The sequence below is a fragment of the Flagellimonas sp. HMM57 genome, from assembly GCF_021390175.1.
Lineage (GTDB): Bacteria > Bacteroidota > Bacteroidia > Flavobacteriales > Flavobacteriaceae > Flagellimonas.
This window is the reverse complement of sequence record NZ_CP090004.1, coordinates 2,619,278-2,634,090: the sequence shown is the minus strand read 5'-3', so window position 1 is coordinate 2,634,090 and position 14,813 is coordinate 2,619,278. Positions and strand designations below refer to the sequence as shown.

General features: G+C 39.0%; 11 protein-coding genes and 1 pseudogene. 3 read left to right on the top strand and 9 right to left on the bottom strand.

Annotated elements, in window-relative coordinates; translation table 11 throughout:
- The first annotated feature begins 62 nt into the window (after window positions 1-62).
- A complete protein-coding gene (locus LV716_RS11530) occupies window positions 63-1,889 on the top strand; it encodes a metallophosphoesterase (RefSeq protein WP_163417966.1) in 1,827 nt (608 codons plus the stop codon).
- Here the strand turns inward: LV716_RS11530 and LV716_RS11525 are convergent, their stop codons facing one another.
- The 9 genes and pseudogenes from LV716_RS11525 to porV all read right to left on the bottom strand — a co-directional run bounded on the left by LV716_RS11525 (window position 1,890) and on the right by porV (window position 11,384).
- Window positions 1,890-3,341 carry a DUF389 domain-containing protein gene (locus tag LV716_RS11525; RefSeq protein WP_163417965.1) on the bottom strand — a complete coding sequence of 484 codons (1,452 nt, stop codon included), beginning with the start codon at window positions 3,339-3,341 and terminating at the stop codon, window positions 1,890-1,892.
- A 2-nt stretch (window positions 3,342-3,343) separates the two neighbouring features.
- Window positions 3,344-4,422 (bottom strand): annotated as a pseudogene (locus LV716_RS11520) (mannose-1-phosphate guanylyltransferase).
- 5 nt (window positions 4,423-4,427) lie between these two features.
- Window positions 4,428-5,030 (bottom strand): SprT-like domain-containing protein, encoded by a 603-nt coding sequence (locus LV716_RS11515; protein WP_163417963.1) that lies wholly within the window; start codon window positions 5,028-5,030, stop codon window positions 4,428-4,430.
- A gap of 21 nt (window positions 5,031-5,051) precedes the next feature.
- Complete coding sequence (locus tag LV716_RS11510) at window positions 5,052-5,729, bottom strand: SDR family oxidoreductase (protein ID WP_163417962.1); 678 nt, start codon at window positions 5,727-5,729, stop codon at window positions 5,052-5,054.
- Between the two features lie 47 nt (window positions 5,730-5,776).
- On the bottom strand, window positions 5,777-6,817 hold the full coding sequence (locus tag LV716_RS11505; RefSeq protein WP_163417961.1) for a M20/M25/M40 family metallo-hydrolase: 1,041 nt from the start codon (window positions 6,815-6,817) through the stop codon (window positions 5,777-5,779).
- 119 nt (window positions 6,818-6,936) lie between these two features.
- On the bottom strand, window positions 6,937-8,586 hold the full coding sequence (locus LV716_RS11500) for a pyruvate dehydrogenase complex dihydrolipoamide acetyltransferase (RefSeq protein ID WP_163417960.1): 1,650 nt from the start codon (window positions 8,584-8,586) through the stop codon (window positions 6,937-6,939).
- Window positions 8,587-8,590: 4 nt separating this feature from the next.
- The gene (pdhA, locus tag LV716_RS11495) at window positions 8,591-9,589 is read right to left on the bottom strand and encodes a pyruvate dehydrogenase (acetyl-transferring) E1 component subunit alpha (RefSeq protein ID WP_163417959.1); all 999 of its coding nucleotides are present in this window, start codon (window positions 9,587-9,589) and stop codon (window positions 8,591-8,593) included.
- 81 nt (window positions 9,590-9,670) lie between these two features.
- Window positions 9,671-10,162 carry a cytidine deaminase gene (cdd, locus tag LV716_RS11490; protein WP_163417958.1) on the bottom strand — a complete coding sequence of 164 codons (492 nt, stop codon included), beginning with the start codon at window positions 10,160-10,162 and terminating at the stop codon, window positions 9,671-9,673.
- 76 nt (window positions 10,163-10,238) lie between these two features.
- Entirely contained in the window at window positions 10,239-11,384 is a 1,146-nt protein-coding gene (porV, locus tag LV716_RS11485; protein ID WP_163417957.1) for a type IX secretion system outer membrane channel protein PorV, read from the bottom strand.
- Window positions 11,385-11,787: 403 nt separating this feature from the next.
- Between porV and gldJ the strand changes: the two genes are divergently transcribed.
- On the top strand, window positions 11,788-13,443 hold the full coding sequence (gene gldJ / locus LV716_RS11480) for a gliding motility lipoprotein GldJ (protein WP_163417956.1): 1,656 nt from the start codon (window positions 11,788-11,790) through the stop codon (window positions 13,441-13,443).
- Between the two features lie 65 nt (window positions 13,444-13,508).
- Window positions 13,509-14,783: a UDP-N-acetylmuramoyl-tripeptide--D-alanyl-D-alanine ligase gene (gene murF / locus LV716_RS11475; protein ID WP_163417955.1), complete on the top strand. Its 1,275-nt coding sequence runs from the start codon at window positions 13,509-13,511 to the stop codon at window positions 14,781-14,783.
- The last annotated feature ends 30 nt before the right edge of the window (window positions 14,784-14,813 follow it).

Here is a 14,813-nt window from a genome sequence, read left to right as displayed (position 1 = left end):
ACCTTAAACTTAAAAAGTAGTTTTGTTCAGGATGATTGTAGAATTTAGGACAAAATTAAAGCATGAAGCCATATTTTTTAGTACCCGTCCTATTACTTTATTTTTCAATAAGTTACGCACAAGATAAACCAACCATCTATATCGACATTCCCACGGAACAAAAGCCTTGGAACCACATAGATTGGAATGCCTCGCCAGAACAATTTCAATTTGCCATTGTAACGGACCGTACCGGGGGAAGAAGACCTGGAGTCTTTGCAAAGGGCGTTGAAAAGCTAAACTTACTCCAACCAGAATTTGTAATGAGCGTAGGTGATTTAATAGATGGTTATACACGGGATACCGTGCGGCTTAATGCAGAATGGAATGAATTTCAAGGTTTCATAAAAAATCTCAAATCCCCCTTTTTCTATGTCCCCGGCAACCACGATATCACCAATGAGGTCATGGAAGAAAAATGGAATGAACTATTTGGGGTCTCTTATTATCATTTTGTATATAAAGACGTGCTTTTTCTTTGCTTGAATTCCGAGGACAACCTTCGCGGTGCAGGCAGAGGCACCATTGATGACAAGCAGTACGACTACATCAAAAAGACTTTGGAAGACAACGCAGATGTAAAATGGACCCTTGTTTTTTTACATCAACCGCTATGGGTCCAAGAAGATACCAAACGATGGAAGGATGTTGAAGCCTTGTTACAAAAAAGAAATCATAATGTTTTTGCGGGACATTATCATCGTTATTGGAAATCTCAAAGAAACAATGGCAAATACATAGCACTTGCCACTACTGGTGGGGGAAGTAGGCTCAGAGGCAAGGCTTATGGCGAGTTTGATCATGTGGTATGGGCCACCATGACAGATGATGGGCCTATTTTGGCCAATTTATTTTTAGATGGAATTTGGGATGAAGATATTACCACGGAAGAAATGGTAAAACTCGTTAGGGACAGACCCTTTCCCGTTCGTATAGAGCCCGTTTATCTCGAAGAAAAACAACCTGAGACCATTATGGCAACCGTAAAGGCTACCAATAGCACAGATACCCGAATGCATGTAAAATTGACGGGGCATGCCAATAATGATCTGTTCTATGAATTGGAAGAAGATTTATTTGTAGTTGAACCTAATGATGTAACCACCTTCAACCTTAACATCCGCAACATCAACAGCAAAATGTTGGATGCTTTTTCTAAATTGGATATTGAAGCCGAAATCACTTATGAATTTAAGGACAAACCCAATGTTGCTTTTACGTCAAACTTAAAATTCATGCCATTCTATAAAAACAAGGTCACTGCTGTTTCAAAAATAAGATTGGACGGAAATCTCAAAGAATGGGACACCGATTGGATAAGTGCAGACAATATGGATGGGTCTCCTTTTGATTATGATGGCAATGATGATTGCTCTTTGAAGTTTGCTACAGCATTTGATGACAAAAATTTTTACGTGGCAGTTGATTTAACGGATGACGAATTTTTGGTCAACGATGAAGGCTCATATTGGAAACAAGATGGTTTGATACTAGCTTTTGACGCCCGCCCCATCCATCTAAGTGCTTTTAATGAAGGACAAGGGAGAGGAAGTGAATGGATATCATATCTGCGTACATTTAGGTCGGAAAAAACCGTTTATCGCGAAGAAAGACTTCCTGTTAAGATATTGGCGGCACAAAAGAAAACGGATAAAGGAATGCACATGGAATTTTCTATTCCAGTATCATATCTTAACGGCAAATATGGTGATGATTGGTCTTCACTACGTTTTGGAATCGGATATTCCGACTATGACACAGAAGATGAGAATCCAACGTATCATTTTTGGTTTCCGGCATGGAACGATGAAGAAGATATTCCAGGTTCTGGAATGCTATTTAAAGAATGATTAATCAGTCTCACGGACAACTACGGTCGAATCTTGCAATCTTAGCTTTAGCCATCGGGACAGTTTCTGTTGATCAGAGGTTTTTTGGCTTTTACGAAGGTTTTCTTTCCATTTTACTTCAAAAACGGGCACGGTATCTAGCTTATTGAAGTCTGTTTGTATTTGGTATGAAAACCCCAAACCAGTAATATTCCCATAATTAGCCTTGGCCTCTGCGCTTATGCTTTTGAATGGAATTTGTTTTTCAGCATTCTTGGTTAGGTGGGCCAGTTCAGCTTCCAACAATCGTATTTGTTCATCCTTGGTTAGCAAATCTGCCTTATTTCGTTCATAGAGTTCACTAACGTAGTTGAATTTCTCTTCAGAATCATCCCTGCCACCTTGTAAAACCCTAAACTCTGCATCTTTTAATCTAGAAAACTCATTTTTTTGGGCTCGCCACGTGTTGATAACGTTATCGGGAATCAATTCATCGCCCATACAAACAAGTTCTATCAATGAAGTTCCATCATCTATGTATTGAATTTTTGTTAGATTATCCACATAACGTCCAGATGAATTAAATTGATAAATCTCAATAGTATCTTTTAAAAACTCCTGTGCCTGCTTCTTAAAAAGGGATTCCTGAAAAACTTGATAAAAGGTGAACCCTGCCGGAATCATAACCGCAATCCCAGTAATAGATGCCATTCTAGCAATAAAGCGACGTTTTTGGGAATTGGCATAGCGCACCATTGGAAATCGTAAAAACTTGATGACCAGAAAAGTAGCCAAGCCAATAAACATGGTATTGATGATGAACAGATACATTGCACCCCATGCATACTCCAATTTCCCTATAGCCAAACCAAAACCTACGGTACAAAGTGGTGGCATAAGTGCGGTGGCAATTGCCACACCAAAGATAACGCTGGCAATGGTTCCTTTTTTTGCCCGTGCGATAACCAGGGCCAGTCCTCCAAAAAAAGCGATCAGAACATCCCGAATATCAGGTTTGGTCCTTGCCAAAAGCTCTGAAGATTCATCGCGAAGCGGAAATAGGTAAAAAAAGAGAAATGCAGTAATGACGCTTAACACAACCATTACTGCAAAATTCTTTAGCGATCTTCGTAGAGTATCAATGTCATTGATGGCCAAGGAGAGCCCCATTCCCAAAATTGGACCCATTAAGGGAGAAATTAACATAGCTCCAATAACAACAGCTGTTGAATTGGCGTTCAATCCTATGGAAGCTATAAATATGGAACAAATTAAAATCCAAGAAGTATGTCCTTTAAAGGGAATGTCCGCAATTATGGATTCTTTGGTTGCCGCCGCGTCTGTGTTGGAACGTATCTCCAAAAGTTCAGAGAGAAACTTTCGGACACTGCTAAGAAGACCTTTTAGGTCTTTTTTTACTTCATCCCCACTATCTTGATTGGGCGTTTCGCCACCAAATAAATGTTCACTCATAATTATGCATACTGATCACCAAATTTCCCCTTCACTTGACCAAGGATTTTCTTGATATCCTGTTCTTTGGATTTTGGGCAAATAAGCAATACCTCTTCTTTATCTACAATGATATAATCTTCCAATCCATCTATTACGACCACTTTCCCTTTTTCAGACCTTATTATATTGCCTTTGGCATCTTGAAGCAATGTCCCGCTGTTAACAGTGGCATTTCTATCATCGTCTTTATCAAGCTTGTCATATAATGCCCCCATGTCCCCAAATCGTTCCAATCAAAAGTGGCAGGCAATGTAAATATGGAATCTGAACGCTCCAATATAGCGTAATCTATCGATATGTTTTCTGCTTTTGGATAATTTTCATTGATGTACGTCTGTTCATCAGCAGTGTTGAACACCCCATATCCAGATTCAAATAATTCATATTGATTTTGTTGGTATAGTTTAAAAGCGTTCACGATTGTATTGACACTCCACATAAAAATACCAGCATTCCACAGAAAATTGCCTTGCTCCAAAAATTCTTTAGCCGTTTCATAATCAGGCTTTTCTCTAAATTGAGCTACTCTTTTAAGTGGATTCTCATCTTCTTTTTCAAACTCAATATACCCAAAACCCGTATTGGGAAACGTAGGTTGAATACCAAGTGTACATAGCACATCTTCCTGCTCGCATTTATCAAAACAAGTAGTTACATCTTGCTCAAAAGCATCTTCATCCTCAATCCAATGATCACTGGGTGCAACGATCATCACAGCGTTTGGATTCATTTTTTTGATTTTTAAGGAAGCATAAAGAATACAGGGTGCCGTATTCCGCATGGCGGGCTCCAAAACAACTTGTTCTTGCTTTACTTGAGTCAACTGCTCCAGAACCAATTCATTGTAACGCTCATTGGTAAGAATTAGAATATTCTCCGTAGGGATGAATTTATTCAGCCTATCAAAAGTTTTTTGAATCAAGGTTTTTCCCGTTCCCAACATATCGTGAAATTGTTTGGGATAGGAAGATGTACTTACAGGCCAAAAGCGGGAACCTACTCCTCCTGCCATTAAAACTGCGTAATAATTTTGGTTCATTTGTTTTAGTCTTTGATCAGTTCAACTTCTGCATTGGGCTGGAACAAATATACTTTTCCAGTACCCAATTCTACACATTCGTATCGTTTTATTCTTTTTTTGCCTTTTTTAAATAGTTTTCCGTTGTACAGGCGAAATGTACTCCCAAAAGGCAGTTCATAGACATAACTGTTCTTTCTTTCTTCGGAATCAAAAGTCTTTAGTGCTATCGACAGACGTACATCAGTGCTACTACTTGCTTTTGGATTTTTAAAATGGTTTGCAATGATGGGAAGCAATTGGGAAGGGAACACCTCTGGCCTTATAAAGGGAATCATTAAATGTTGAAACGTTTGTTTCCATTCCAATCCATGAGGTTTAATATGACGACCATATTGTTCAAAGGCCACTAAATGGGCAATCTCATGCACTAACGTAATCAAAAAGCGATATTTATTCAGGGACGCATTTACAGTGATTTGATGTAATCCATTAGGCATTCTCCTGTAATCGCCATGACGTGTTACCCTATGATTTACGATTTTTAAATGTACCCCATGTAGTTCTATCAAACTAAAGCATGGTCCAACTGCACGTTCTGGCAAATATTTTTGTAACGTGGTACTCACAGAACTAAATTTAAGATTAATCTACGGAGTACTATTGCTTATTTGCAACAATTTGCCATTATACAATTTTTGACCAGTCAATGAAAAATCCTTAATGTAAGTAGCCATTTCTTTTGCTGTAACTGGTGCTTCGTAACCGGGAAAAGCCTCTTCCAACATTTCAGTTTGTACTGCACCCAAAGCCAGCACATTAAAACTTGGGCCAGTTTCTTTAAACTCTTCAGCCCAAAGTTCCGTTAATGTAATTACTGCGCCCTTACTGGAACTATATGCCGAAAGTCCAGGAAACTTCATGCTCCCTTGCACACCACCCATGGAGCTAACGGTAACCACATGACCTGTTTTGCCCATTTTGGGCAGTACTGTTTTGGTCATCTCGGCGACACCAAATACATTCACTTTATATACAGCTTCAAACTCTTCTTGGGTAGTTTCTAAAAAGGGCTTGTTCAACAAACTGCCCGCATTGTTGATAAGCACATCCACAGTATCCCAGTCTTGAAGGAAATTCGTTATTTTCTCAAAATCCTTTGGATTGGACAAATCAAAGGGCATATTACTTACACCAGGCATATTAAGTGCCGCAATAGGTCTTTCGTTACGCGAAAGAGCAAGAACTTGATGGCCATCTTGGGCAAACAATTGTACCAGTTCATAGCCTATTCCCCTACTTGTACCTGTTATAATAATATTTGGCATAACATTTTCAGCTTTAGATTTAGTATTTAAGATGAGGGCAATAAGATTTAATTCATCTTAATTTCTTTGGTAGGAGCGTTCGCAATCTTCTCTACAACAGGAAGCATTTTGTTTATCAATGTGGCCATATGATCAAAATCCATTTCTTCTACTTCATCACCTACCTTATGATAATATTCAAAATTGGTAAAATCAAAAGTACAATAGGTATGGCACGGCACTCCGAATTCTTGATAGAAAGGATAATTATCGGAACGTTGAAATAAACCATATTCCCTCGCTCTTTGAAGGTAACCGACAAGATTTTCACCTGCATATTTATTATTCACATCAGCAAAATTGGATTTCTTATATCCTGTAGCATATACTAAATAGTCTTTCCCAAGAAGTGGAACACCGATCATCTCAAAGTTCAACATAGTGTAAAGGTTAAGTTCTTGTTCCTTGAGCTTTTTTGCTAAATGTTTTGAACCTAGAAGTCCTTTTTCTTCGGCACTGAACAAGACGAAAATCAGACTTCTTTTATTGGTTCTGTTCTTTCCAAAGTAACGGGCAAGCTCCATAACCGCAGTTGTCCCCGATGCATTATCATTGGCTCCGTTGGCAATAGCGTCTCCGTTTTCAATTTTTATAATACCTATATGGTCGTAATGGGCTCCAACCAAAATATACTCATCTTTAAGGACTGGGTCGTTCCCTTCAACTACACCAACAATATTATAGGAAGCTTTTTTGTAATTGGAAAGCGTATCTCGATACGTATCAAAATAAGGAGCAACTCTGTAGGACTTAAAGTAATTCTCTATATATTTTGCTGCCATTTCAATGCCTTCGCTACCTGAATCTCTTCCTTTAAGGTCATCAGACGCCAAATAATTCATAATATCACCTACTCGTTCGGCGTCTGTAAAACTTAGTGCTGTACCAACAGCGTTCGTTTCTTTTGGAGCTTCTTCAACTACACTTCCTTTAACACCTTCAGGGCCACTTGGGTTTGCTTGGTCAGGAACATTTTTAGTCTCGACCATTTGGGTGGAACCACAATTCATTAGTACCAGTATTCCAAAAAAACTAAGAATTTTACTCATTTTGATGACTATTTTGATTTTAAAGATAAAAAAAGCATCCTTTAAAAGGATGCTTCTGTATGATATTGTTTATATACTTTGCTTCGATAAACTCGGTATAAAAAACCAGTTTATGTTAATTAAGCCAGCATAGTAACCGGATTTTCCAAATATGCCCTTAACGTCTGTAGGAACTGCGCGCCAACAGCACCGTCAACGGTTCTGTGGTCACAGGCCAAAGTGACTTTCATGGTATTGCCTACGACAATCTCACCATTTTTAACCACTGGTTTTTCCACAATGGCCCCAACAGAAAGAATTGAAGAGTTTGGTTTGTTGATAATTGAGGTAAATTCCAATATCCCAAACATTCCCAAATTAGAAACCGTAAAGGTACTGCCTTCCATTTCGTCTGGTTTTATCTTTTTCGTTCTTGCCCTTCCTGCCAAATCTTTGACAGCAGTACCCAACTGGGTTAAACTAAGCTGGTCAGCAAATTTTACCACAGGCACTACAAGTCCTTCATCAACTGCTACTGCAACTCCCATGTGGATATGCTTTTTGTAAATAGTTGCTTCATCGGTCCATGATGTATTTACTTGTGGATGCTTTTTCAATGCCATGGCACAAGCCTTTAACACCATATCGTTAAAAGAAACTTTTGTGTCGGGCAAATTATTGATTTGCGAGCGAGAAGCTTTCGCATTTTCCATATCGACCTCTATAGTCAGGTAAAAATGCGGAGCGGAAAATTTAGAAGCACCAAGATGCTTTGCAATTGCTTTTCGCATAGAAGAATTCTTAACTTCTTCTGTATACTCCTCTCCTGCAGGTACGTACATTGTAGGTTGAGGTACAGCGGTTGGCGCAGCACTATCTTCTTTGGGAGAAGGAGCCGCAGCGGGAACTTGTGAAGGTTGATAATTTTCAATATCACGCTTTACAATTCTTCCATAATCTCCAGAACCTTTTACGGCTGTTAAATCTATACCTTTTTCACTGGCAATTTTCTTTGCTAACGGCGATGCCAATATACGTTGCCCATTCTGTGAAGCAACTGGCGCTTTAGCGATTTCTTCCTCTTTTTGGGCATTAGTTTCTTTTGTACTGTCTTCTGTTTTGGAAGCATTTTCCACAGTACCTGACCCGGATGATGCACCAAGAACAGCATCAACATCTGTACCTTCTGGTCCTATTACTGCCAAGACTTCATCCACTGGTGCGGATTCTCCTTCTTGAATACCTATATAAAGTAACGTTCCCGAATAAAAGGACTCAAATTCCATTGTGGCCTTATCCGTTTCGATTTCAGCCAAAATATCTCCTTCTTCAACAGTATCTCCAACTTTTTTTAACCAAGACGCTACCGTACCTTCTTCCATAGTATCACTCAAGCGCGGCATTGTTATAATTTCCACACCTTCGGGAACAACTCCCCCTGTAGGAGCTGTAGCAACAGCTGCTTCTGGTGACTCGTTTGTAGCTTGAGGTTCTTCAGGAGTTTTTTCCGCTTCCGTAGCACTTCCATTTAACAATCCAGAAATGTCTTCTCCGTCTTCTCCAATAATCGCTAAAAGTGAATCAACCGGTGCTCCGTCTCCTTCCTGTATACCTATATGGAGCAGTGTGCCCTCATGAAAGGATTCAAACTCCATAGTGGCCTTGTCCGTTTCTATTTCGGCCAAGATATCACCTTCCTCTATTTTATCTCCTACATTTTTGAGCCACTTTGCCACGGTTCCCTCTTCCATGGTATCACTCAATCTGGGCATATTGATTACTTCTGCCATTTACTTAAAGTTTATGTTGTAAAAATGGATAGTCTTCTTGTTCGTATACGGTATCGTACATCTGTTGTATTGGTGGAAAATCTGACTCTTCCGCAAATTTCTCACATTCGGACACCAATGATTTTACCCTTTTGTCCATCTCTTTAATTTCCTCTTCAGAGGCATATCCCTTTTCAAGAAGGACTTCTTTAATTTGGGTTATTGGGTCTATTTTTTTGTATTCTTCAACTTCTTCTTTGGTGCGATAGTGTTGTGCATCGGACATTGAATGTCCTCTGTATCGATAGGTCTTCATCTCCAAGAAAGTTGGACCGCCACCTGTACGGGCCCGTTCAACTGCCTTATCCACTTCTTTTGCCACTATTGCAGGATCCATACCATCTACTGGACCACAAGGCATTTCGTATCCCAAGCCTAGTTTCCAAATATCTGTTGAATATGATGTTCTGGCCACTGATGTTCCCATAGCATATCCGTTATTCTCACAAATAAAAACCACAGGCAATTGCCACAACATAGCCAAATTGAACGCCTCGTGCAAGGAACCTTGTCGAACAGCGCCATCGCCCATATAGCAAAGTGTTACCGCATCTCTTTTGAAATATTTATCGGCAAACGCCAATCCGGCACCTAAAGGGATTTGTCCGCCCACAATACCATGGCCACCATAGAATCGATGTTCTTTGGAAAAAATGTGCATGGAGCCCCCCATACCTTTGGAGGTACCCGTCACCTTTCCAAAAAGCTCCGCCATCACACGTTTTGGGTCAACACCCATACCAATGGGCTGAACATGATTTCTGTAAGCTGTTATCATTCTATCCTTCGTCAAATCCATTGCATGCAATGAACCTGCCAAAACAGCTTCTTGGCCATTGTATAAGTGAAGAAAACCTCTAACTTTTTGTTGAATATAAACTGCTGCAAGTTTGTCCTCGAACTTTCTCCAGAACAACATGTCCTCATACCATTTTAGGTAAACTTCTTTGGTGATTTTTTTCATTAACGGTTGTATTATATGAAATTCTTCAGTGTTGAAGAAAAACAAAAATACATATATATCTGTTTTGGAAAAAGAATTGGTTTAAGAATCGCTCAAAAATGAACTATTGAATGCCAAAGGCAAAATATCCGCTACTGATTCGCATTTATATATTGGTCCAGATTCACCACGCAGCAACAAGGAAATAGATGTTTTCTGCCGCTGTTCATACTCTATAATAGCTTGTCTACAATTACCGCATGGTCCAGCAGGGACAGTTACTTCATAATCATTGGATGTTGCGGTTATTGCCACTGAAACAATAGCAACCCCTGGGTATCTTGCCCCTGCCTGAAAAATAGCAACACGTTCAGCACAAAGACCGGAAGGATAAGATGCATTTTCCTGATTGTTTCCAATAACAATTTCTCCATTTTCCAATAAAACTGCGGCCCCTACTTTAAAATTTGAATATGGGGCATAAGCACTTTCCCTAGCTTCCTTGGCCACTTGAAGCAGTCGCTGCTCTTTCGAAGCCAGTTCATCCACATCTTTAAAGATGGTAAGTTCAAAACCAATATGTTGTTTCTTCATACTGCTATTTAGGTATTGACCAAAAATAAGAAAACCTGCTGATGAGCAGGTTTTCTTTATAATTATATTGTTTTATCTAGTTATTCAAGAATTCTTCCCCAAAATTAAAGGTAAGGGAAAAGCGTAATGTATTTTCCAAAGGATTACGAACTTGGGATGTTGAGAATAAATAGGAAAGGTCTATTTGAGCGGACTTGAATTTGAATCCCGCACCTAAAGTAAAGAACTGTCTAGCGCCCTTTTCCTGATTTTCATTAAAATACCCCGTACGCAACATAAAAGCCTCTCGGTATTTATATTCGGCGCCAAGTGCCCATGTAATTTCCCTTAATTCCTCGCTGAATCCATCAGGGGCATCTCCAAAAGATTCAAAGACACCGTCAAAAAATGGGATTTGTTGGTATTCATCATTATCCGCTGCTGTTATTTCACCATCACCATTAAAATCTCTTGGCGTTGGCACCAAAAGCTTATTGAATTCTGTATGCAGTCCTAAAATATTGTCTTGATCTAAAATAAAATCGAAGCCAACACCCATTTTCAGGTTAGTTGGCAAGAAGTTTTCCTGACCCCCAGCATCATATTGTAGAGAACCACCAAGGTTAGAGATGTTAAAACCTGCTCTCCAACGGCCACTAAAACTTTCATATGCAATTTCCCTTGAGCGATAAAACCCTGCAATATCCACAGCAAATGCGTTGGCTGCCTGAGAATCTTGGACACCATCTTGAAATCTTAGATTTGAGCTGATAAACCTACCTCCTACGGCCATAGAAAATGTTTGACTAAGTTTTAGCGAGTAGGAACCATCAAAAGCAAACTCATTAGGCTTGACCAAAGTAGCATCTTCCTCGATGGTCTGGCGAAGCTCTATTTCGCCAAGACCAAAATAACGAAGACTAAAAGCGAAGGCACTACGGTCGTTGAGTTTGTTGTAGAAGTTTGCATTTAAAAGGGAAACATCGTTAACAATACTTTCCAAATATGGCGTATAACTAACACCAACTCCTGCCTTTTGGGTTGCAAAAGCGAACTTGGCCGGGTTCCATTGTTGTGAGAATACATCAGCAGAGGTGGCTACACCCATATCACCCATACCCGAAGACCTGGCGTCTGCCGCAATGGTCAAAAAGGGAACTGCTGTAGTAATAACTCTTTCTTGTTGTGCGCTTATTTGAGAGGCGATTGTAAAACATATAGCCAATACTAGTAAGTTTTTCATTTTAAGCGTTTATCGTTTAGTAAAATTGAGGTCGTCGATATCCTAAAACTATAAAATATCCTTAAACGTATTACATGTAAACGAACATTTCAGAGAATTCTTGTAATTGAAGTGCTTTTTTTTCACAAACCTTTAAGACAAACGCTTGCCCATAATAAAAGAGCAAAGCAGTCCATGCCATTTGTTATCGTTAAAACTAATCAATAAGAATACTATTTTACATCCTGTCACGTTTAGATTGTAAGCTGTGTGCGTAAAAGGTTTTTAACAATTCTTTTTATTCACATAAAATATAATGGCCAAAACACCGTTTTAATGCCATTGAAGGATTTTAAAAAATCAAAATCAAGTTAAAGTTACTAAGGGGTAAAACCCTAATTTTTAAAGTACTCAAGCCCAAATTATGAAAAAACACTTTGTTAAAGTCGTACTTTCTTGCGCTATTATTGTAGGAAGTTTTTCTAGCTGTAAAAATTCCTCTTCTTCTTCGAAAAATGTTTCGAGAGCCACGGGATGGAAAATAAACGCCAAAGAAGGTGGGTTTCAATATAACTCTGACTTTAAAGAGCAAGAAACTCCTCCTGGAACTGTATTTATTGAAGGTGGAACGTTTACGAAAGGTAAGGTTCAAGATGATATCATGCATGACTGGAACAACACGCCTACCCAGCAGCATGTACAGTCGTTCTACATGGATGAAACCGAAGTTACCAATGTAATGTATTTGGAATACTTGGATTATCTAAAGGCGGTTTATCCACCAGAAAATCCAAATTACAAGAATATATACCATGGCGCATTGCCAGACACTCTTGTTTGGAGAAATAGGTTAGGTTTTAATGAAACCATGACCAACAACTATTTAAGACATCCAGCATACGCTGAATATCCAGTCGTTGGTGTTAATTGGGTACAAGCTTCCCAGTACGCTGAGTGGAGAACCGATAGAGTGAATGAGGCTATGCTGGAAAGGGAAGGATATTTAGCCGAAGATGCAAAATATAAAGCTCTTAACGGTGAAATTGAAGGTACATTCAGCACCGAAGCTTATCTAAACAACCCTGAATCTGTTTATGCAGGTCAAATAGACTCGTTACAAGGAAAGCAAAAGAAAGATTCTATCAGCACGTTTGCTAAAAGAAGTAGCGGTGTTATTATGCCAGAGTATAGACTACCAACAGAAACTGAGTGGGAATACGCAGCACAGGCTTTGATTGGATCAAGAGAATACAACAACTACAGAGGTAGAAAAAAATATCCATGGGAAGGTGATTACACCAGAAATGGACAGCGTGTAGGTCGAGGAGACCAACTGGCAAACTTTAAACAAGCCAAAGGTGATTACGGCGGAATTGCAGGATGGTCAGATGACGGCGCGGACATTACCGCACAGGTAAAATCGTACAAGCCCAATGATTTTGGTCTTTATGAAATGGCTGGGAACGTATCTGAGTGGGTAGCTGATGTCTATCGCCCCATAGTCGATGACGAAATAAGTGATTTCAATTACTACAGAGGAAATGTGTTCTTGAAAAAAGCCATTGGAGAAGATGGTAAGGTAAAGGTTTTGCGAGACGACATTGTTTATGACACTCTGCCCAATGGAAAAATAGTGGCCATGAATCTACCAGGCGAAATCGAAATGGTTCCTGTTACAGAAGAAGAAACATATTTGCGTACAAATTTCTCTACTAGCGATAATAGAGGTTATAGAGATGGTGACCCAGGTTCGTCTAGATTCTTCGAAAGATTCAGTGATGAGTCTGAAGGTAGAAAAATGTACGATTCGCCCAAACATAAAGTTGAGCGTGATTCCACTGGCAAAATCCTTCGTCAGTATGATACATCTAATTATAGAACTTCTCTTATCAATGACGAAGTAAGAGTTTATAAAGGCGGTTCTTGGAGAGATAGAGCGTTTTGGTTAGATCCTGCCCAACGTAGGTACTTACCACAATATATGGCAACGGACGATATTGGATTCAGATGTGCAATGTCCAGAGTTGGTTCTAAGTCTAAAACCAAGAACAAAACGGTTAGACATAAGAAAGCAAGATAATAATTACCTAATAATTTATTAAAAAGCCCTGACCAAAAATCAGGGCTTTTTTTTATCTTCGATTTATGACCTTAGAACAACTCCACTCCCTTTTTTTAGACCATCCAAACGTTTGTACCGATACAAGAAAAATTACCAAAAACTGTCTGTTCTTTGCTTTAAAAGGTCCAAACTTCAATGGAAACACATTTGCTACGGAAGCCATTAAAAATGGAGCTGCATACGCCATAATAGATGAGGTTGACCATAAAGCATCAGAAAGATGTTTACTGTTCGATGATGCATTGGAAACGTTGCAAAAGCTTGCTACCTTCCATAGAAATTTTAGCACTGCAAAAGTGATTTCCCTAACCGGAAGCAATGGAAAAACAACAACGAAGGAATTGATCAATGTAGTCCTTTCAAAAAAATACAGGACCATTGCCACCCAAGGAAATCTAAACAATCATATAGGTGTACCCTTGACTTTGCTATCCATTAAGCCAGATACCGAAATAGCAATAATTGAAATGGGGGCAAACCACCAAAAAGAAATTGCCTTTTTGAGCGGTATAGCGCAACCGGATTTTGGATACATCACCAACTTTGGCAAAGCACATCTAGAAGGTTTTGGAGGTGTAGAAGGCGTTATAAAAGGAAAAAGCGAACTATTTGATTATCTAACATCCAATGTTAAGCATGTCTTTTTAAATGCCGATGACCCCATCCAACAGGAAAAGCTTAAGACATACACCAAAAAAATAGGTTTTAGTAAGGAGAACCACCAATACTATAACATAAAGTTTATCGATTCCAATCCTTTTGTGATTATCGAAGTAGAAAATAAAAGGATAGAAACACAACTTATAGGCAAATACAATTTCTCTAATTGCGGTGTTGCCATTCTCATGGGGAAATATTTCAACGTTCCCTTAGATGACATTAAAATAGCCATTGAATCGTATCAACCTCAAAATAACCGCTCTCAGATTATTGATAAAAAAGGATATCAGATTATCTTGGACGCTTACAATGCAAATCCGTCCAGTATGAAAGTGGCATTGGAAAACTTCGAAATCATAAAAGCTGAACAGAAAACTTTGGTTCTTGGTGACATGTTCGAACTTGGGGAGGTAGCTGAAGAGGAACATCAAGCAATAGTTGACTTAGCAGAAAGTATCGGATTCAATAATGTACTATTGGTAGGTGAAAATTTCTTTAAAACAACGACCACATACAAAAAGTATAAATCCTTTGGTGATTTTAAAGCGTACTTAAAAGAAAAATCATTGGCCAAAGGAGCCCTGTTAATTAAGGGCTCGCGAGGAATGGCACTAGAACGCACCTTGGACTTCTTGTAGCATTCTTCTTAGATTATTTGTCCATTATTG